General features: G+C 54.6%; 18 protein-coding genes. 2 read left to right on the top strand and 16 right to left on the bottom strand.

Going from position 1 to position 20,314, the window contains the following annotated elements; translation table 11 throughout:
* Positions 1 to 14 precede the first annotated feature (14 nt).
* The 5 genes from EDM58_RS14120 to EDM58_RS14140 form a co-directional block, all read right to left on the bottom strand.
* Positions 15 to 1,598 (bottom strand): alpha/beta hydrolase, encoded by a 1,584-nt coding sequence (locus tag EDM58_RS14120; protein ID WP_122913886.1) that lies wholly within the window; start codon positions 1,596 to 1,598, stop codon positions 15 to 17.
* Between the two features lie 33 nt (positions 1,599 to 1,631).
* Positions 1,632 to 2,654 (bottom strand): FecCD family ABC transporter permease, encoded by a 1,023-nt coding sequence (locus EDM58_RS14125; RefSeq protein ID WP_023558134.1) that lies wholly within the window; start codon positions 2,652 to 2,654, stop codon positions 1,632 to 1,634.
* Positions 2,647 to 3,654, bottom strand: coding sequence for a FecCD family ABC transporter permease (locus EDM58_RS14130; protein ID WP_122913887.1), 1,008 nt, complete (start codon positions 3,652 to 3,654; stop codon positions 2,647 to 2,649). Before EDM58_RS14130 ends, EDM58_RS14125 begins: the two co-directional genes overlap by 8 nt.
* 49 nt (positions 3,655 to 3,703) lie before the next feature.
* Complete coding sequence (locus EDM58_RS14135) at positions 3,704 to 4,717, bottom strand: ABC transporter substrate-binding protein (RefSeq protein WP_023558136.1); 1,014 nt, start codon at positions 4,715 to 4,717, stop codon at positions 3,704 to 3,706.
* 103 nt (positions 4,718 to 4,820) lie between these two features.
* On the bottom strand, positions 4,821 to 6,500 hold the full coding sequence (locus EDM58_RS14140; protein WP_122913888.1) for an AraC family transcriptional regulator: 1,680 nt from the start codon (positions 6,498 to 6,500) through the stop codon (positions 4,821 to 4,823).
* A gap of 171 nt (positions 6,501 to 6,671) precedes the next feature.
* On the opposite strand from EDM58_RS14140, the gene EDM58_RS14145 reads away from it, so the two are divergent.
* Positions 6,672 to 7,358 (top strand): ArsR/SmtB family transcription factor, encoded by a 687-nt coding sequence (locus tag EDM58_RS14145; RefSeq protein ID WP_122913889.1) that lies wholly within the window; start codon positions 6,672 to 6,674, stop codon positions 7,356 to 7,358.
* On the opposite strand, the gene EDM58_RS14150 is transcribed toward EDM58_RS14145, so the two are convergent.
* From EDM58_RS14150 to EDM58_RS14170, 5 genes are all read right to left on the bottom strand, one after another.
* On the bottom strand, positions 7,321 to 8,253 hold the full coding sequence (locus tag EDM58_RS14150) for a DMT family transporter (protein ID WP_122913890.1): 933 nt from the start codon (positions 8,251 to 8,253) through the stop codon (positions 7,321 to 7,323). The two genes, EDM58_RS14145 and EDM58_RS14150, sit on opposite strands and share 38 nt — an antisense overlap.
* A 377-nt stretch (positions 8,254 to 8,630) precedes the next feature.
* Positions 8,631 to 10,028 (bottom strand): MFS transporter, encoded by a 1,398-nt coding sequence (locus EDM58_RS14155; RefSeq protein ID WP_246000734.1) that lies wholly within the window; start codon positions 10,026 to 10,028, stop codon positions 8,631 to 8,633.
* Between the two features lie 155 nt (positions 10,029 to 10,183).
* A complete protein-coding gene (locus EDM58_RS14160; protein WP_122913891.1) occupies positions 10,184 to 11,077 on the bottom strand; it encodes an alpha/beta fold hydrolase in 894 nt (297 codons plus the stop codon).
* A gap of 3 nt (positions 11,078 to 11,080) precedes the next feature.
* Positions 11,081 to 12,055 (bottom strand): ABC transporter ATP-binding protein, encoded by a 975-nt coding sequence (locus tag EDM58_RS14165; RefSeq protein WP_023558142.1) that lies wholly within the window; start codon positions 12,053 to 12,055, stop codon positions 11,081 to 11,083.
* The gene (locus EDM58_RS14170; protein WP_122913892.1) at positions 12,052 to 13,056 is read right to left on the bottom strand and encodes an ABC transporter ATP-binding protein; all 1,005 of its coding nucleotides are present in this window, start codon (positions 13,054 to 13,056) and stop codon (positions 12,052 to 12,054) included. The genes EDM58_RS14165 and EDM58_RS14170 overlap by 4 nt, the downstream gene beginning before the upstream one ends.
* An 88-nt stretch (positions 13,057 to 13,144) precedes the next feature.
* On the opposite strand from EDM58_RS14170, the gene EDM58_RS14175 reads away from it, so the two are divergent.
* The gene (locus tag EDM58_RS14175) at positions 13,145 to 14,053 is read left to right on the top strand and encodes a LysR family transcriptional regulator (protein ID WP_023558144.1); all 909 of its coding nucleotides are present in this window, start codon (positions 13,145 to 13,147) and stop codon (positions 14,051 to 14,053) included.
* On the opposite strand, the gene EDM58_RS14180 is transcribed toward EDM58_RS14175, so the two are convergent.
* The 6 genes from EDM58_RS14180 to EDM58_RS14210 form a co-directional block, all read right to left on the bottom strand.
* On the bottom strand, positions 14,050 to 14,856 hold the full coding sequence (locus EDM58_RS14180; RefSeq protein WP_425455621.1) for an ABC transporter permease: 807 nt from the start codon (positions 14,854 to 14,856) through the stop codon (positions 14,050 to 14,052). The genes EDM58_RS14175 and EDM58_RS14180 overlap by 4 nt on opposite strands.
* Before the next feature lie 74 nt (positions 14,857 to 14,930).
* Positions 14,931 to 15,872, bottom strand: coding sequence for a nickel ABC transporter permease (gene nikB / locus EDM58_RS14185; protein ID WP_122913893.1), 942 nt, complete (start codon positions 15,870 to 15,872; stop codon positions 14,931 to 14,933).
* On the bottom strand, positions 15,869 to 17,557 hold the full coding sequence (locus EDM58_RS14190; protein WP_122913894.1) for an ABC transporter substrate-binding protein: 1,689 nt from the start codon (positions 17,555 to 17,557) through the stop codon (positions 15,869 to 15,871). Before EDM58_RS14190 ends, nikB begins: the two co-directional genes overlap by 4 nt.
* Positions 17,558 to 17,991: 434 nt before the next feature.
* Positions 17,992 to 18,651 (bottom strand): ABC transporter permease, encoded by a 660-nt coding sequence (locus EDM58_RS14200; RefSeq protein WP_122913896.1) that lies wholly within the window; start codon positions 18,649 to 18,651, stop codon positions 17,992 to 17,994.
* A 31-nt stretch (positions 18,652 to 18,682) separates the two neighbouring features.
* Complete coding sequence (locus EDM58_RS14205) at positions 18,683 to 19,585, bottom strand: osmoprotectant ABC transporter substrate-binding protein (RefSeq protein WP_122913897.1); 903 nt, start codon at positions 19,583 to 19,585, stop codon at positions 18,683 to 18,685.
* Positions 19,586 to 19,601: 16 nt separating this feature from the next.
* Positions 19,602 to 20,252: an ABC transporter permease gene (locus tag EDM58_RS14210; protein WP_122913898.1), complete on the bottom strand. Its 651-nt coding sequence runs from the start codon at positions 20,250 to 20,252 to the stop codon at positions 19,602 to 19,604.
* Positions 20,253 to 20,314: the final 62 nt, after the last annotated feature.

Raw genomic sequence — 20,314 nt, forward strand, 5'->3', positions numbered from 1 at the left:
TAGCAGCTTGTATGTTATCCTCTGAGAAAACGCATGGCTTCGCTGATCAGCGGATGAAGCACCGAGACATGTCCTTCCCGTTCTAATTTGCGGAAAGAAGCCTGGAAATTCTCTGTTTGGCAGGGCACCATCCACCGATAGAGTTCTTCGGCATCTGCGACCATGTTGGGCTTTTCCTCCGCTCCGATCGCGATCAATAGTTTGGCGTCGATTTCGCCCTTTTGCAAGCGCTGCTCGAAGGCCGCCCATCTCTTGTGAAGGCTGTGTTCTTTCCACCAGATAGAAGGGCTTGCGGCAATATAGCTATGGAAGGCTTCGGGTCGGGTAAACAGCATATACAGCGCAAAGTATCCTCCTAACGAGTGTCCGAACAGACCTTGACGTCTCCGATCGATCGGGCACACCGCTTCCACAGCGGGCTTCAAATCCTCCTCGATGAAGGCGATAAAATCCTCTATGCCTCCCGTCTTCGGCCATGCGGAACCATCTGGCCGTTCCGGCAGCTCGGAAGTCTTCGCAGCCTCTGTATAATCATAGAAACGCTCGTCAGTTACGATCGGCACCTCGGCGTCATAGCCAATGCCGACGATCACCTGCGGCTCGATCCCATGCGGCTTCCTTCCTTGCAAGCACATGGCCTCAGCCATGGATCCAAATACGGCATTGCCATCCAGCACGTACAACACAGGGTACCCGTTCTTGGGAGACTGCTCTTGCGGAATCGATAAAAAGATGCGGTATTCCCGACCGGAGCGTTTGGCACGCAAGCTGAAGTGATGGGTATTGGGGATCTCGAAGCCGCTCGTCATGCGCCTGAACGGCACCAGCTCGTCTGCTTGATTCCGCGAATAGTCCGACTCCTTCTTTTCTTCGAACAGCCATCGGAGAGCGCACGGGAATTGCTGCGCCATAAAAAACAAATCATGCGTACCGCCTGCGATTTTCTCAAACTGCAGCTGCTGCACAGGAAAGCCTTTTTCCAGCCAAATCGCATGGGCTTCCAGCGTATTTTCCACCATGTGTCTCTGGCGATTGGATTTATAGATTCCTTCGCAGTCCCCGACAGACATGTAAATCCGTTGATTCGGTGAAAGGACTGGCTGATCGCGAAGGAATTCCAGCACCCCCTCGTACCAGAACGATGTCGACAAGAGCCCCAGCCTGCCAAAAGTCTCGGGACGCCAATAGCCGGCGAACATGGCGATGAGCGCGCCAAGAGAGCCTCCGATGATTCCCGTATGCGCAGGTTCGGGCATCGTCCGGTACTTCCTGTCTATCGCTGGCTTGATCACGTCTGCCAGCTCATCGATGTACTGCCGTCCTCTCCCTTCAAACGGCGGCTTGCCTGCAGCCAATGACGCTGCTGGCCAGGGCGTGTACTCGCTATTGCGCTCATGGGAAGGGATCCCGACCAGAATCACCTCGGTCAATTGGCCCGTCGTGCACAGATGATCGAGGTAATTGATGCAGCTCGTAAATGCTTCCCCCTCATCCTGAACATAGGCGACTGGATACCGCCTGTCAGAGGTTGGATAGGATGGAGGAAGATAGATTTGAAGCGCGCGATCAGATATGTTCAGGCTGTGATATCGATTCATGTTTCTCCCTTTCTGCATCCCGGACCGGAGTGGCTACCGTTTCATTTTCATCAGCAAATAGATAAAGTAAGGGACCCCGATGATCGAGATGACGATCCCTGCTGCAAGCTCGGCAGGAGCAAAAATCGTCTTGCCGATAAAATCCGCCCATACGACCAAGGCAGCCCCGATCAGCCCGCTAACCGGCAGGATGGCGCCGTGGTTCACTCCTGTCAGCCTTCTTGCTATTTGCGGAGCGATCAGGCCTACGAAGCTAACACTTCCCGATACCGCGACACTGGCGGCTACCAGGCCGATGCTGCAGCCGAGCAAAACCTTCTTTTCCCTCTCGACATGCACCCCCAGGCTGAGGGCGCTGTCTTCCCCCAGCTGAAAGAGATCCAGGACTCGTCCCTTCCACCAGAGAATCGGGGGCATCAGGATCAGCCAAGGCAGCAGGGTCACCACGAATTTCCAGTTGGCGTTGTATATGCTCCCTGCCAGCCACACCACAGCCATTTCAAAATCATTCGGATTCATTTTCAAGGAGACATACAGCGTCACCGCCCCAAAACCGGAAGCAGCAGCGATCCCCACCAGGATCATTCTCTGCGGATCCAGCCTGCCGTGCTGCTGGGAAAACAAATAAATCAAGACGACCGCCAGAAAGCCGCCAACCAGCCCAAACATCGGCATCATCATGACAGCGAGCCAGCCTTGGATCTGCACACTTCCTTGAAAAAAGAACATGAACAAAACGACTGCCATGCCAGCCCCCGCATTGATGCCCAGGATGCCGGGATCTGCCAGGCCGTTGCGCGTCACTCCCTGAAAGACCGTCCCCGCCATCCCAAGCGCCGCTCCCACCAGGACACTCAACACGATTCGCGGCAACCGAAAATCAAAGATGACCAGATCATGCTCCCGGACAGGATCGATCCGCAGCAAGGTCTGCACAATCTCTCGAAGGGACAAATCGAACATTCCGCTCGTCAGGCTCAGATAGGCTCCTCCCGCAATCACCACAATCAGAACCGCGCAGATCGACCAGACTCTGGGTGGAGAAACATCAGGCATGCTTGCCCCCTCCTCTCGTCTTGATGAGATAGAGGAAAAACGGGACGCCAAACAAAGCTGTGATCACACCGATCGGGGTCTCGAAGGGGTAATTGACAAATCGAGCCAGAATATCGCAAAACGCCAGAAACAAGCCCCCGAGAACCCCCGAAACGGGGATGAGGCGCTGATAATCCTCTCCGCAGAGGAATCGGGCGATATGGGGGATGATCAGACCGATAAAGGCGATCTTCCCTGCCAACGCGACCGACACACCAGTCAGGATCACGACGGCCAGAAGGATCAACACTTTGATCAGATCTGTCCGCTGTCCAAGGCCCGCCGCTACATCATCGCCCAGCGACATCACCGTGACGGATTTCGCAAGCAATAGAGCAAGCGTCAAGCCCACGATGGCAAAAGGCAGCGCCAGCTTGAGCATTGCCGGGTCCATGGCATGCAGCTTGGCGTTGTACCAGAAGCTGACGCCCTGCGAGATTTGAAAATAGCTAGCTGCCGCCGCAGAGATACCGCTCAAGAACGTGCCGACAATCGTTCCGAGAATCGCCAATCGCACTGGCGTCAAACCGCCGGGGATCAACCTGCCAAGACCAAAGACAAGCGCTGCCCCCAAGGCAGATCCGAGCATCGATAGGGCGATCAGGCTTGCCGAATTCGTGCCGGGCAAAAGGATCATCGCAAACGTGACGAGAAACGCCGAGCCGTCTACGACGCCCATAATGGACGGTGAAGCCAGGTAATTGCGCGTCATCCCCTGCATCAAAGCTCCGGAAATCGCCAGAAATGCCCCGATGAGCAAAGCGCCGATCGCTCGGGGAAGCCGGGATGCCATGACAATCTGATGGTCCACATTTTCCGCGTCAAAATGGAAGAGCGCATTCCAGATCTCTTCCGTCGGGATGCTTTTGGAACCGTACAGGACAGACAAATACAGGAGAAAAAGTGCGGCTACCGGCGCCATCAGCAGGATAGCAGCCGGTACAATACGTTGGGATCGCATACTAGCAACACGCCTTATCGAAATTGATTCATTCGCAGAAAGGATTCAACTACTTGGACAATTGCTCCACGGCTGCCTTCAAGAAGGCAATCTTACTGTACGCCGTTCCGCCTTGTGCCAGCGGATCTACGATATTGATGTAGACATTGCCGTTTTTCACCGCATTGCTGCTCTTGATAATGGGATTGTTCTTCCATTCTTCCAAAGCATTGGGTGCGTCATGGTTTTCTTCCGCCGCAAATTGGAGAAACACATAATCCGGGTTCATTTCAGCGAATTTCTCGATCGGGAGTGCTTCCTGGGCCTTGGCTGCCTGGATCTCGGCCGGGGTGTGCAAGCCAAGCTCGTGATACAAGATCGGGTTGAAATAGACGCCCGCGGGATACACATACATCAGCCCCTCGCGAACGCGGATCACGACTACTTTTTTATCCTTCAGCTTGTCGGCCAGCTTGACCTTTGCATCTTCCAAATCCGCTTTGTACTGTCCGATTACTTCTTCTGCCTGCTTTTCCTTGCCGGCGAGCTCCCCTAGCAGCAAGAGATTGGATTCCCAATTGGTCGATACATGAGAGTAAAGAATCGTCGGAGCGATCGATTCCAGCTTTTCGGAGACTTCAGGCTTGAACTTCGTGCTTCCCAGAATCACATCCGGCTTCAGCCCCAGGATCGCTTCGAAGTTCGGCTCTGTCTTTTCGCCAATCGAGACGGCATTTTTCGTGATCGACTCGAACATTGGCGGGAAAACGCCCGCGAATGAGATCGCTCCGACCGGATTCACGCCGAGCACGATGGCATCCTCCATCGCCTCTACGGCACCTGCCATGACGATGCGTTCTGTCGTGGCAGGCAATGTATACTCTTTGTCCAGATAGGTGATGGTCTTCGTCGCTGCAGCCTCCCCTGACTTTTGCCCGTCGGTACTCGCCTGTACCGGCTGTCCGGCGACACCGTTGCCATTGGCTGTCTGGTTGCTTGCCTGTTCGTTGCTTCCGTTCCCGCAAGCTGTCACTAATAGAGAAATTGCGAGAATTACGCTGACACCCGCTCTGGTCCTCTTCATCCTTCTTCCGTGCCCCTTTCATAATCGCTGTAAATGATAATGAGTCTCATTAGCAATTATAGTAGTGGGACCCGCTTTCCTCCATGTACAATATCCAGAATAATCATGGACATTTTCCGGTAAAAATCCGCATCGCTTCATCGACGATCCGATCCAGCGCGATAGGCGAATACTCCCTCCAAGGCTCGGAAGCGATCTGACACACCTTATTTTCGCGAACCATGCGAAGCGACATCCAGGACGGTGATTGCTGCAGTTTTTTCCACTCTGCCAGCGTCTCCGAATCCCGGCAAATCAACAGCAGGACGACATCCGCTTCGATACCGTCGAGCTCCTCCAGACTGATCGGGATATTGCGATCCACTCCCATGTTTTCGCAGGCAGACCTGACTCCCAATCCGTCATAGAGTACATCCTGCATACCTTGGTTGCGGTATAGATAAAAATGATGACGTACTCGTTTCAGCGTCAACACACGCGGACGAACTCCGCTTTCCAAGAGCCTTTTCTTTTCCCTCTCTATTTTCGATTCAAAGGAGGCTATCCAGCTTCGGGCTTCAGATGGTTCACCCAGAGCTTCCCCCAAAGCTAGCAATCCTTGCTTCCAGCCTGCCTTCTCATCAGGAAGCTCCACGATTGGGGCGATCCCCGCCAATCTCTCCCTCTCCCACGGCTCCAAATCCCGGTGAGTGATAATCAGCTCAGGCTTTGACTGTGCGACGAGGTCCAAATTGTGGCTATTCTGGTATTTCTGCCTGGCAATGTGGAGGTGGTAGGGGATATCGCTGCCGTATTTTGTGAAGTACAGGTTGGACCACATCGGATGCAGAGGGGCTGCATGAGGAATGACCTTCAGCGTCAGCAGATAACCGAGTATTGATGTTCGTCCGTATACAGCCACCCTTCGGCTTCGTTGCTTCATGTACTGGGATGGGGACAAGCCATAGGTTTGCTTGAATTTGCGGCTGAAGTAAAAAGGGTCCGTGTAGCCTACCTCGTGGGCAATGTCTTTTAGCAGCCTCTCCGATTGGTTCATGAGATGCTTGGCTTTTTCCATTCTCACCTTTGTCAGATGATCAAGGGCGCTGGCACCATAGGTTTTTTTGAATAGATCCACATAGTATTTGGGACTCAGCTCCGCAATGGCCGCCAGCTGAGTGATCGTAATTTCCTCGACATATCGCTCCTCCATGTACGCCTTGGAACGTTCAAGCGCTTGTCGCGTATCGACTGCCCGCTCGGAGTGTACCGCTGCCGCCGCATAGAGCAATTCCGCGCAATCGATTTGAGCCCGCCAAACCTTCATTCTGTCCTTGCTGTTGAAATGGGCGTGGATGGCGCGACACAGCTTTTCCAAGCGTCCCGCTGGCGTGACCGGGATTCCCTTGCGCAGGGCAATTGCTGAATCCAGTCGTTCTGCACTTGCGGCGGCAAAGAGGCCAGCTCTTTCCTCAAAAATATCCAACCGCAGCACCATCGCTGACAGCTCTCCGCTTCCGTCTCCGCTCCAACCGAATGTGCTCTCAGGAGGAATCAGATAGACATGATCCTTTTTCATTGCCACCTGCCTATCTCCCAACTCCAGCACCCCGCTGCCTCCGAGATGAACAATGAGCGCGTACGTTTCGGTGAGCTGTTGCTCCAGCTTCAATTTGCTTGCTCCCTCCGCAATGAATACGTCCCGCAGCCGGATGTAGCAGCGTCCAGGATCAAATGAATCCTCTTGCTCTTGCCCTGGCGCAGGGCTTTCGCTCCAATCTTGTTCGAGTCGATCTATTTTCATTCTCCACCCTCATTTGATAACGATTATCATTCTCCTTTGAGTATAGCAGGGAAAGGAAGCGGAATACATTGTTTTTCCCTAAAGGATAAAAAAGCATGCAGGAATGTTCCCGCATGCTTCGTTTTTCATCGAAATATGGATGTGAGATAATGAAGATGGAGGTGCATGCATATGAACAACAGTCCGGATATGATCGAAGTCGCCAGCTTGATCGGCGAACCGTCCCGCATTGCCATTCTGCTCAGTCTGCTGGGAGGAAAATCCCTGCCGGCAAGCGAGCTTGCCAGAGCCGCACGAATCACTCCGCAGACCGCCAGCGCCCATCTGTCCAAGCTGGTAGAAGGCGGTTTGCTCGTCCATGAATCCTATGGCCGCCATCGGTACTATCGCTTGGCACGTGCGGAAGTGGCACAGGCGCTGGAAGCCCTGAGCGTCATCGCCAGGCCCAAGCCCATTCGCTCCCTGCGCGAATCAGATCAAGTAAAAGCGATGCGCTATGCCCGTACCTGCTACGATCATCTGGCAGGAGAGATCGGCGTCGCGTTGACAGACCGCATGCTCGAACTGAGGATGCTCGAGGAAAGTGGAAAGGATTTTTTGCTAACAGATGTAGGGAAAAACAAGCTTCTGGAGCTTGGCGTCGACATCGAGCCCGCGGCCAAAAGCCGCCGCAGCTTTGCCCGCCAATGCCTCGATTGGAGCGAGCGTCGGCATCATCTGGCAGGCAGTCTGGGAGCGGCCGTAACCAAGCGGCTTTTTGAACTGGGCTGGATCGAACGATTTCAGGACAATCGCGCGGTACGCGTCACCAAAACCGGGATCAAAGGCTTCGCTGACGAATTTGGCCTTCAGCTCTAACCTCTTCTTGCTCCATCGAAATGGGCAGCTTTTCGTCGTCGCGCCTTTTGGAAAATGTCCAATTCACCAGGAAAATGCCTGCAAAGATGAATACACCACCCAGGTACACATGCCATTGAATCTCTTCCCCCAGCAGGAGCCACCCGGAGAGGACGCCAAAAAACGGCGCGAGAAAAAGAAACGCGCTGGTTCTGCCGGGGTCTCCTTTTTGCAAAAGGGTAAACCAAGTGGCGAATTGCACGATGGAGGCCATCACGGCAAGCCATAGCACGATCAGGACGGACTCCGGGGTAATGATCATCTGCGGTGTCTCCAGCGTTACCCCCATGAGCAGGAGCAGCAATCCCCCGAACAGCATTTGATACGCCGTCATTACCCATAGATGGAAGGCGGCCCCCCATTTTTTCACCAAAATCGTGGCTGCTGACCACGCGACAGCCGAACCGATCCCAAACCATGTTCCCGCCTCTACCTGCACCTGCGAGCCGAGTGTAATGACAACTCCGATGATTCCGATCAAGACGCCCAGCCACTGTGCCAATCGATATTTCATGCCGAGAAACACGGTCCCCCAGATCACGACCAGGAGCGGATTCATGAATGTCAGGATGGAGGATTCGCCTGCTGTAATCGTCCGCAAGCTGAGAAAAATGCAGCCCATCACGCTGGCGGTCTGAAGAAAACCGATCAACAGCAGCTTGCCCCAATCCTGAACGGAGGACGGAAGCGGCTTTCTCCACACCCACAGCGCCATGAGAATACCTGCAAGCGTAAAGCGAAATCCGACTAAAAGCAGCGGAGAAAAATACGTTAAACCCATTTTTCCCACAGCAAATGACGAGCCCATCAAAGACGTGGTAATGACGACAAGACTTGCGAACATGAGAGGATGCACGGTTCCACTCCCCATTTCCTGGTTTTTCCACCATTACTCATGAGGTAAGTGTAATCGATGATGGTTACGATGGAGAACGAATCGTCGTTGTTCGAGCTGTAGAGGAGGAGAGGAAAAAGGGGAGAGCGCTCAGGCGGGTTGGGATCTTCGCTGGGGGTCATCCCTGTACGCCTCCATTCCAAAGGCGGAACCGCGGCCAAAAGCAGCCCCTTCGAAGAAGTGATTCAGGGTTGGCCGCTGAGTGCGTGTTCCGCCTTTTCCATTGCGTCTTGGTCAAGATCCCGAATACCTTCGCTTTTCTCCCCTTTTTCCTCGACCAGCTTTTCAGGTTACCCTGCTTATTTATGTAGGCTTCTCAGGGTGTCTTCACAGTTCTCTTACGCCGACTCTCTCTCGACCAAGAGTTGCTTCTCCTTCCTTGCGAGACGCCCACCGTATAGAAAGATCCATACGCTGATCAGGCATATGACAGCACTCAAAGCAAAGCCACCGCTGTAATCGGTGATTTGTCCGCCATCGCCCGCCCCCTTCAGCATTCCCAATCCCATCGCCGCACCGAATACCATGCCGACATTGCGGATCATCCCGACCATCCCGCTGATGCTGGCGGATTCATGGGCTGGCACATGCTTCATGATCAGGCTCAGGTTCGGCGAAGCCGTAAGTCCCATGCCCGCTCCAACCATTCCAATCATGATGGCAATCAGTACGAGGGAGCTTTGCTCATAGAACAGCGCGAACAGCAGCGTGCCCAATCCCATCAATCCCAAACCGGCCAAGGTCAAGCGTTTCGGACCATAGCGATCTGACAATCTTCCTGCCATCGGTCCGGACAAGGCCAAGACGAGCGGATAGGCAATCATGATATAGCCTGCCAGTGCAGTCGGCATTTTTTGAAAGCCGGTCAGGTAAAAGGGGGTGACAGCCAATGTCGTATTGGCGGCTGCATACGAGGCAAAGGTAACAGCCATCCCGCTCGCCACCATCGGATTTTTACAGGTTTGCAACGGGAGAAACGGCTTTTGCTGCCGTCTCTCCCAAAGGGTCAGCACCAGCAGACTGGCGACGCTTCCCGCCAGAACCAGCGTGGTCGGTGCGGACAGCCAGCCGTATTGGTTGCCGTTGGACATGCCGTATATCAAGGAGCCGATCAACAGCATGAACATCATAATGCTGACTAGCGGAAACGGTTCTTTTGTTTTTGCCACCGCATCTTTTGGGATGTATCGGAATGCCAAAAACGTACCCGCGATGGAGACGGGCACATGAATCAAAAACAGCCAGCGCCATCCCAGCCACTCCGCCACCATCCCCCCGATGACCGGACCCGACATGGCCCCCAATGCCACTGCCGTACTGACCAGCCCCAGCGCTCTCCCCATTTTGTTTTTGGGAAAATGGACGGCGATCATCGCGACGTTGGTGGCTTGGTACATCGCGGCACCGATGGCTTGTACCACGCGCAGCACAAGCAAAACAGCAAAACCCGGAGACAGGGCCAAGAGGATCGAGCTGATCAAAAAGAGCAGGTACCCCATGTTATGGATCAGGCGAAGTCCGACCCGGTCCCCCAGCTTGCCCATCAGCGGCAGGAATGAAGCAATCACCAGGAGATACCCCACCGTAATCCATTGAATGCTTCCCAGACCTACTTGAAAAACGTTCATCAGCTCGGGCAAGGCTACATTCATGACGCCTGCCGTAAAATGAGAGACGAAGATTCCCAGCAGCACCGCAATCAACACCATGCGCTGCTGGCGCAAGTCGATCGACATGTTCCCACCTCCAATGCTTGACCGAACACGAGATTATGCGTTTAGTTTGCTAGACTTTGACAGGGGTGTCAAGAAAGAAGGGGCAGGGTGTGGACATGCAGAAGAGGGTATCTGACGACGCGGATACCCTCCTTGATTCGCGATTATCGAGATGATCAGAATGCAGGCAAAACTCTTCGCTTCAGAAAGCTGATGACAGCGGCCAGATATTTTTCATACTCGTCCTTGATCACACTGTGGCTGCTGTTCTCAAAGATAACCAGCTCGCTGTTGGGAATGCGCTGTGCGATTTCTACCGACTCCTCCACGGGTGTGATCCAGTCGTGGCGCGCCCCCATAATGAGAGTAGGAGCGGTGATGTTCGGGAGTTCATCCCGCAGGTCGAAGGTTTTCAAAAAGCCGCCGAAGCCTTGATTTAAAGCATGGTACGAACGATTGGAGCGAGCCCTGGCATCGAGCGTTCGCTGCTTTTCTTCTTCGCTCGGCTGTGCGTTATGCGTGACCGAGTACATCGGCGCCATGATTTCATAGAAGCGATTCAACTGCTCCTGGGACTCGAATTGTCCCTCCCAGAGAACGGCCGTGATTTCTTTCATCTCCGGTGTTCCCTTTTCCTCGACGATCTTGCGTGCCTTGTGTAAAAACTCGTAGCTCGGCGAAGTCGTCAACAGCAGCAGCCCGGCTACGTGATCGGGGTAGCGCAAGGCGTACTCCTGGGCCACCATTCCGCCGTAGGAATGCCCGTGCAGCACGACCTTTTCCAGCCCCAAATGCCTGCGCAGCGCATCAATGTCCGCTACATTGTTTTCCAGGGTATAGCTCTCCTGCGGTCCATGGTCCGAATGTCCGCTGCCGCGATTGTCGATGTAGACGAGCTGCATGTGCTCGGATAGCGGTGTCAGGCCCGGCTTGTAACCCGTGTGATCGCCGCCCGGTCCTCCGTGCAGGACGAAGCAGACCGGCTTTTCCCGCAGGATCGGCCCGTCCGGCACCCACCCCATCCCCTCTACATCGAAAAAAATGCGTGTTCCATTAATGTGTGCGTACATATTCTATCTCTCCTTTTTCTCGTCGTAGAGATGGCAGCGAACCATCTGTCCTGCGATGAACGTCTCCTTGGGCACCTCTGTCTTGCAGATGTCCATGCAAGCGTGACAGCGCGGATGAAAGCGGCAGCCCGACGGCGGATTGGCCGGCGACGGCAAATCTCCCTGCAAGATGATCCGCTCCTTTTTCTCATCCGGGTCCGTTACGGGTATTGCGGAGATCAAGGCTCGGGTATACGGATGAAGCGGCGATTGAAACAGCTCTTCCTTGCGCCCCAGCTCGACGATCTCGCCCAGATACATGACCGCCACCCGGTCTGAGATGTGCTCCACGACACCCAAATCGTGGGAAATGAAGATATAAGTCATGCCGAACTGCTCTTGCAGATCCTGCAGCAGATTCAGGATTTGCGACTGAATCGACACGTCCAAGGCGGACACAGGCTCATCAGCCACAATGAGCTGTGGCCGAAGCATGATGGCCCGGGCAATGCCGATGCGCTGGCGCTGCCCGCCGGAGAACTGATGCGGATACCGATCCAGATGAGCCAAAGTCAGTCCGACGATCTGAATGGTCTCCTCGATAATCTGCGTGCGCTTCTCCTTCGGGACCTTTTGGGCGATCAACGGCTCCTCCAGGATGCGGCGGATCGTCAGCTTGGGATTGAGCGTGGCAAAAGGGTCCTGAAAGACGATTTGCAGCTCACTGCGCATCGCCCGCATTTCCTTGCCCGACAATTTGGTCAGATCCTGACCGCGATACCGCACCTCTCCTGCCGTCGGCTCCAGCAGGCGCAACAGGCAGCGCCCGGTCGTAGATTTGCCGCAGCCGGACTCTCCGACAATGCTGAGCGTCTCACCCTCGTAGACGGTCAGATCAATTCCATTTACCGCCTGAACGTAAGAGGGGGGCTGAAACCAGCCTTTTTTGCTGGCAAAATGCTTCTTCAGCCCTTTGACCTCCAGAATGGGTTGGCTCATGTCCGCTCACTTCCTTCCGTACCGGCATCCGGAGCATGCAGCCAGCATCTGCACTCCGATCCGTCAGCCATCTTCAACAAGTTCGGGCTTTGCTGCTGACAGATCGGCATGGCCTCGCTGCATCGGGGAGCAAATCGGCAGCCCTGCGGCCATTCACCAGGGGACGGGACATTGCCCGGAATGGCGTACAGCCTCTTCACGCCTTTTGCCCGATGCGGGACCGAGCGTATCAGTCCCATCGTGTAGGGATGCTTGGGTGCTCGCAACAAGGTGCGCACATCGGCGGATTCAATGACTTGACCGGCATACATCACAAGCACCCGGTCGCACATCTCGGCGACGACCCCCAGATCGTGGGTGATGAGCATGACGGACATCCCGGTGTTGTCACGCATCTCGCGGATCAGTCCCAGCATCTGCGCCTGGATCGTCACATCCAAGGCCGTCGTCGGCTCATCCGCGATCAGAAGCTGGGGCTGGCAGGCCATCGCCATCGCGATCATGACGCGCTGTCTCATTCCTCCTGACAGGCGGTGCGGATACTCCGCATAGATGTCTTTTGCCCGAGGGATTCCGACGAGGGTCAAAAGCTCTATCACCCGCTGCTTTCGCGCTTCCGGTCCGAGCGAGGTGTGCAGATGCAGGACCTCTCCGATCTGCCTGCCGATTGTGAGCACCGGATTAAGCGAGGTCATCGGCTCCTGAAAAATCATCGCCATCCGGTTTCCCCGCAGCTTGCGCATCTCGGCTTCAGACAAGTGCAACGTCTCCTGGCCTTCAAAGCGAACACTTCCGCTCACTGCGCCGTTCTTGCCGAGCAGCCGCATAATCGACAGCGAGGTCACGCTTTTTCCACAGCCCGACTCTCCGACGATCCCCAAGGTCTCCCCCTTTTTCACTGTAAAATCGACGCCATCCACGACGGTTACCGCCCTGTTTTGACGATTGGAAAATTGTGTGGTCAGTCCATTTACTTCCAGAACAGACGGTCGGCCATTCATAGGGCACCTCCTCGACAAGCTAGCCTGCATGTTGTGATATACTGCTCATAATCCAAAGATTCAAAACCTTCAGAAGGGGGCTTGCGACATGAATATGGATCATATTGAGGCGTTTCTATACGCATTTCAACTCGGGAGTTTCAACAAGGCGGCTGAGGCGCTGTATCTTACCCAACCTTCCGTGACCGCCAGAATTCAATCTTTGGAGCGGGAGCTGGGAGGCCCCCTTTTTCATCGCGACAACAAACACATCTCTTTGACGGAGCGCGGCAAACAATTCCTGCCGTACGCCCAGAAGATTCTCCATGCGTACCAGGAGATTTCCACTACATTGCGGGAACAGCCCCAATCCAGCAATAATTTGACGATCGGCTGCACCCTCTTGATGTCCACCCACATTCTCCCTGAAATCCTGCCGCTCTATCGCGAAAAATACCCCGGAGTCAACATTCGCATCCTTGTGGGCTCCTCCGCTTTTGTGCTGGAAAAGGTGTTGAACAAAGATGTCGATTTCGGACTGGCCAGGACGGTTTCCCACCCCTTGATCGACTCCTATCATCTGCACACCGACACCATGCGCCTCGTGGTGCCTGCCTCGCACCCGTTCTGTTCCATGCCGCCGCACAAGCTCACATGGGATCTGGTCGGACGTGAACCGCATATCGTGCTTGCACACGGGACACTGGAATGGCTCATGATCCAGCGCCACTATCATCGCAACGAAATCCTCCCGAACATCATCATGGAGGTCCCGAACTTCGAAGCTGCCAAAAAGATGGTGATGCGCGGCGTCGGAATCAGCTTTTTGCCGGAGCTTTGCGTTCTGGAGGAGCTTGCCAGCGGGCAGCTTGTTGAAATCTCCCCCAAGCCTATGGCGCAGCTTGCCCGCAAGAGCGATATTATCTGCTTGCGCGAGTCCAAGCGGGATCTCGTCGAGTTTTTCATCCATGCGGTCAAAGGAATCGAACGGAAATGGGCAGCCGTCAAATCCCATTAATTGGATTTTGGATCCAGAATGTCACGCAGAGCATCCCCGAGAATATTGACTGAAAAGACGACGATGCTGATCGACAGCCCCGGAAACGTAGCCAGCCACCAGGCATCCGTAATATACTCCTTGCCCTCGCTGAGCATCGTTCCCCATTCGGGTGTCGGTGGCTGCGCTCCAAGTCCGATGAAGCTGAGCGCTGCCGTATCCAGAATGGCGATGCCAATCTGCAAGGTGGTGTAGACCAGCAAGGTGCTCATGATGTTTGGCATGATCTGAAACAGCAGGATACGCGCCTGAGAGGTTCCCATCGCACGGCTCGCCTCTACATAACCGGATGACTTGACGCCAAGCGTCGAGCCTCGCGTCAGCCGGGCGTACTTGGGAATCCCGGCGATCCCGACCGCAATCATGGCATTGGTCAGGCTGGGACCAAGGATTGCCACAATCGCCATCGCCATGATGATATTGGGAATCGCCAGCAAAATATCCATGATCCGCATCAGGACCGAATCGACGACACCGCCGACGAAGGCGCTTGTCACCCCGATAAAGGTCCCCGTAATAAAGGTGATCGAGACGGCCATCACCGCTACCATCAACGTGACCCGCGTGCCGTGCAGCAGCCTGGAAAAAACGTCGCGGCCAATCGAATCCGTCCCCAGCAGATGCTCTGCCGACGGTTCCGCCAGCAATGCCTCGTAGTACGGCTTGGTCGGATCATGCGGCGCAAACCAGGGACCCGCGATGCCGACTGCGATCACCATCAGGAGGATCAGCATGCTGTATCTCGATTTTGGATTGTTCCACAGCTTGCGCAAGAGCCCGTCTTCATGGGCGGAAATCTTTTGCTGCGGCGCAGAAAGTACGGCTGGATTCACTTGGCTCACGATGTCCCCTCCTTCGTCTGCCCGACTTCAATGCGCGGATCGATGAGGCTGTAGACGATATCGACCAGCATGTTGACCAAGACAAAGATGACGCCAATGAACAGGATGATCCCTTGTACGAGTGGAAAGTCGCGGGATGCGATCGAGCTGATCGCCAAGGACCCCAGCCCCGGCCAGTCGAAAACCCGCTCGATGATCACAGTTCCGCCCAATAGCGAGGCAATCTGCAATCCGATGATCGTGACGACCGGAATCATCGCATTGCGGAAGGCATGGACGAACAGCACGGCGCGCTCTCCCAAGCCTTTGGCCCGCGCAGTCCGGATATAGTCAAAGGACAGGACCTCTACCATCCCAGCACGCGTCAATCGGCTGATTACCGTCGAGGCCAGAACACCGAGTGTGACAGCAGGCAGGATCAGGTCGCGAAAGCCGGTCCCGCCTGCGATCGGAAGCCAGCCCAGCTTCACGGTAAACAGCATGATCAGCAGAATGCCCAGCCAAAAGCTCGGGACAGAAACACCCAAGGTCGCAATGCTCATGGCGGAGAAATCAATAAACGTATCCTTGAAGCGTGCGGCGAGCACCCCCATCGTAATCCCGATGCAGATCGCCAGAAACATGCCGCTCGGCGCCAGCTTGACGGTAGCGGGAAAACGCTCCAGGATCTCGGAGAGGACAGGACGTCCCGTCTTGAAGGACGTCCCCAAATCTCCTTGCAGCACACCCGCTATATACTGAAAATATTGCGTGACCAAGGGCTGGTTCAGCCCAAGCTGCTCTCGCAATGCATGGACCTGCTCGGCTGTTGCATTTTCGCCCAGCATGATCCGGATGGGATCGCCGGGAATCAGATGGATCAGCGCAAAGGAAAAGATCGAGATCCCGAGCAGGACGATCAGTCCAGACGCAAGTCGTTGGAGAATGTACTGTTTCATTGGTTTACCCAGCTATCGTGGTACATCAAGCCGCGCAGCGGATGGATGCCGACGCCTTCAACGGGCTTGCGGACCACGTTGAATTGTTTCTCGGTGTAGATCGGCACCCACCAGGCCTGGTCTACCACGTATTTTTGGATCTCTTTATACACGTCCTTGCGTGCTGCGCTGTCCACCGTCGTTCTGCCTTTCACCAGCAGTTCGTCCATTTTTGCGTCTTTGACATAGCTGAAGTTCAAGCCGTTGTCCGCTTGGCTGGAGTGCAGGAAGAGATAGAGCACATCCGGATCATTCAGCGTGTAGCCCATCAGCGTCATATCGAAACTTCCCTTGGTGGCGGTATCCACCAGCGCGCCCCATTCCAGCGTCACGATATTCACCTCGACGCCGATGTCCTTGAGCATGGCCTGAATCAACTGGGAAGCCTGCGCCCATGTTCCCGTCTGCGTCAGAAGATCCAGCTTGAGCGGCTTGCCTCCTTTTTCATACAGTCCTTGCGCGTTTTTCGTATAGCCCGCTTTTTCCAACAACGCCTTGGCTTCTTCGACCTGGTATTTCAGACCGTAATCCATGACCCCTTCATCATAGCCGAACAAGGATGGCGGCAATGGCCCATAGGACACGACGCCCTCGCCCTGGATGACCGCCTTCATAATCGCTTCCTTGTTGATTGCTTTGTTCAAGGCCTGTCTCACTTCGATTTCCTGGAACGCCGGCCTGCGCGTGTTCAGCATGACGAACAGCCCCAAGCCGTTGCGCAGCATTTCTTTGACTTCGAACTGCGGATTGTCCCGGTACTTGGCGACATCCTTGGCTACGACGCCTCGGGCGATGTCGATCGAACCGCTGTCCAGAGCCGCGAGCAAGGTTTGGTTCTCGCTGATAAAGCGATAGACGAGCCTGTCCGCGTATGGCGCCCCCTGATTTTTGAAAATCGGATCTGCCCAGGCGAACTCTTCGTTGCGTGTGAAAGAGATGGATTGACCGTTTTCCCATTTTTCGAATTTCCACGGCCCCACCCCGACTGGCTGGCGTCCGTATTTGTCGCCCGCCTGTGCAATGGCCTGCATCGACAACGGCTGCAGCCATCCTGGATCGCTGAGGAATTGCAGCAGCGGCGCAAACGGCTGCTTCAGATTCAGGACGAGGGTCGTATCATCCGGGGCTTCTACGGACTCTACCTCGGACAGATTGCTGCCTGCCACTTTTGCTGCCGTCGCCGGATCGAGCGCGCGTTGGTACGTCTCTGCGATCGACTTGGCGGTCATGTCTGTCCCATCGTGAAACTTCACGCCTGTACGAATCTTGAACGTCCAGGTTTTGCCGTCCTCCGAAACTTCCCAGCTTTCCGCCAGATAGGGCTTGAATTCCAAGGTATCCGGGTCCTGCGTGACAAGACTCGCGCCCAGATTTCCAGCGATCTGGTTCGCCACGGCCATCCCCGTCTTGTGGATGTCCAGCTGGTCAGGTTCATTGGCGATGCCGATCGTGATCGTTCCGCCTTTTTTCGGTTGGAGGTTGGCTGTCGCTGCCGGCGCTTCCGTGGACGTAGACGTGGTCGGCGTTCCCGATTCAGATGCTGGCGAACTGGCTGGCGGTGTACTGCACCCGGCGATCAGCGAGAGCGACAGGGACACCATCGTTGCCGTGGAGAAAAGCTTTTTCAGGTGAGCTTTGGGTACCATGTGTCATCCTCCTACTAAAGAAAGTATCGTTATCATTTACAGTACCACTTTTCTAAAAATTTCGATTATTGAACATTTCTATAGGGTATAGACAACGACCAAGCTCCTGCTGTAGTGGTGGGGAGGAAAAAGGGGAGAACGCTCCAGGCGGGTTGGGATCTTCGCAGGGGGTCATCCCTGTTCGGCTCCATTCCAAAGGCGGAACCGCGGCCAAAAGCAGCCACTTTGAAGAAGTGGATCAGGGTTGGCCGCTGAATGCGTGTTCCGCCTTTTCCATTGCGCCTGGGTCAAGATCCCAAATGCCTTCGCTTTTCTCCCCTTTTTCCTCGACCAGCCGTCGTATGTCGCCAGGCCTTTAATAAAAGACAGTTTCTCAAGAGGATTGCCACATAACACAAAAGAGCTGCCCCTCAGGACAGCTCCTTGTAACACCCTTATTTCTGCGCCTTCGCCGTCTGCAAGCGGAAATTGGCGCGCTTTTCGATTTTGCCGAGAATCAGATCGACCAGAATCACGAGCAGCGCGGCTGGGATTGCCCCAGCCAGCACCTTCTGATCGTCTGTCGTGACGATTCCGCGCATGATCATTTCTCCGAGTCCGCCGGCGCCGACGAAGGTAGCCATTGTCGCAGCCCCGATGGAGACCACCGTAGCGACACGAATTCCCGTCAGAATGATCGGCATAGCCAACGGTATTTTCACCTTGGTCAAAAGCTGCAGCTTGGTCATGCCCATTCCGGTACCTGCTTCTATCAAATTCTTGTTGACGTTCTCCAGCCCGGCGTACGTGTTCTGGACGATAGGCAGCAGCGAATAGAGAGCCAATGCCGTAATCGCCGTCCCATAGCCGAGACCTAAAAAAATCATGACGATCAGCAAAAGTGAGATCGTAGGGATGGTCTGGATTGCGTTAATCGTAGTCTGGATCAGAAACGCGACACGCTGATTGCGGGTCATCCATACAGCCAGCGGGACTCCCGCTGCGATCGCAATCAGTATCGCACTGGCGCTCATGAAGAGATGTTCTCCCGTAAAAGCCAGCAGCTGTTTCCAGGAGCTCGCAAATACTCCCAAGGTCCCGATCAAGAGATCCATCGCATCTGCCTCCTTTCCATCAAGCCTTCTCTTACTTCTGGATCAATCCGTGTTCCAGCAAAAATTCGCGGGCGATTGCCGCCGGGTCTTTCTTTTCGATATCCGCCTGATAGTTCAAGGCAGTCATGGTCTGGGTATCAATCTTGCCTGTCAGCTTGTTGATGACCTCTTCCAACTGCGGATACTTCTTCAACGTGTCATTGCGAACGACAGGAGAAGCGCCGTATGGCGGGAAGAAATGCTTGTCATCCTCCAGGGTAACGAGATTGTACTCCTTCAGCCGCGAATCAGTCGAATACGCAAGAACAATATCTACTTCTTTCGTGTCTACTGCCTTGTATACCAATCCGATATCCATCGGCGTTGTTTTGCCAAACTGGAAGCCGTATTCCTGGATAAACGCCTGGTAACCGTCATTGGGCCGCTCGAGCCAGCTTGAATCCGTACCCAGGCTCAGCTCCTTGGCATGCGCTGCCAGATCCGAGATTTTTTGCAGATTGTACTTGTCAGCCAATTCCTTGCGCACCGTGAAGACGTAGGTGTTTTCAAAGCCATACGACGGGAACCAAAGCTGGTCGAATTTTTCGGCCACGCCGTTCTTCACCAGATCAAATGCTTCCTGCGGGTCCTTGCTGAACTCCTCCAACCCGAGGCTGCTCGTGATGTCCGTCCCCACATAGCGGACAGCGGAGATCTGGATGTCGTTATTTTGCATGGCCTTCAATACAACCGGTGTAGCTCCCAGGCCGCCTACCAGCTCTGTTTTCAGGTCGGAGTTGCCCTCGATTACCTGCTTGAGCATATGCGCCAGAATCGTCTGCTCCGAGGTGGGCTGATGCCCGATTTTGACGACGTCGCCGGAGCTGCATCCCGTCGCCAGCAGTAGAGATAATCCTGTTATGATCAGTGCTTTTATCCAATTGCCTTTTATCATCCTGAACGTTTCCCCCTCAATTGGCACGCTTTATCTTTAAACCTTTCGGCGTGCACATCTTCTGAATATTTCGTGTAAGCAAGTCAGCAATCGTCGCCAGCATTGCGGTTGCAAGCGCACCTGTAATCATCATATTGTCGTTTGCAAGCCCAAGTCCGGTAAATACCAGGTAGCCGAGTCCGCCGCCGCCGATGACAGCCGCCAGCGTGGCCCAACTGATGGTATAGATCGTTGCTGTTCGAAACCCTCCCATAATAATCGAGATCGCCATCGGCAACTCGATCTTCCACAGTATTTGAAAACTGGTCATGCCCATGCCGCGTGCCGCTTCGATCAAAGCCGGGTCTACTTCGCGGATCCCCGTATACGTGTTGCGAAGCATCGGCAAAAGCGAATAGAGAAACAAGGCGACAATCGCAGGAACAGCCCCGATCCCGAGCAACGGAATCATCAGACCCAGCAGGGCAAGGCTCGGAATGGTCTGTAAAATATTCACAAACCCGATGACATAGGTATTGATCTTTTCCGTTCGTGTCAGCAGAATGCCGAGCGGTACAGCGATCAAAAAGCCTCCAGCTACCGCGATCAAGGAGATGTAGCTGTGTTCCCAGAGCAGTTTGAGCACCAGATCATATCTGTCTGTCAAAAATTGAATAAATTCACTCATCCCCTCACCCCATTTCTATGAAATACTCCATTTGGGGAGCGTCGCCGCTTTTTTGGACACGT

This window comes from Brevibacillus panacihumi, from assembly GCF_003710985.1.
GTDB lineage: Bacteria > Bacillota > Bacilli > Brevibacillales > Brevibacillaceae > Brevibacillus > Brevibacillus panacihumi.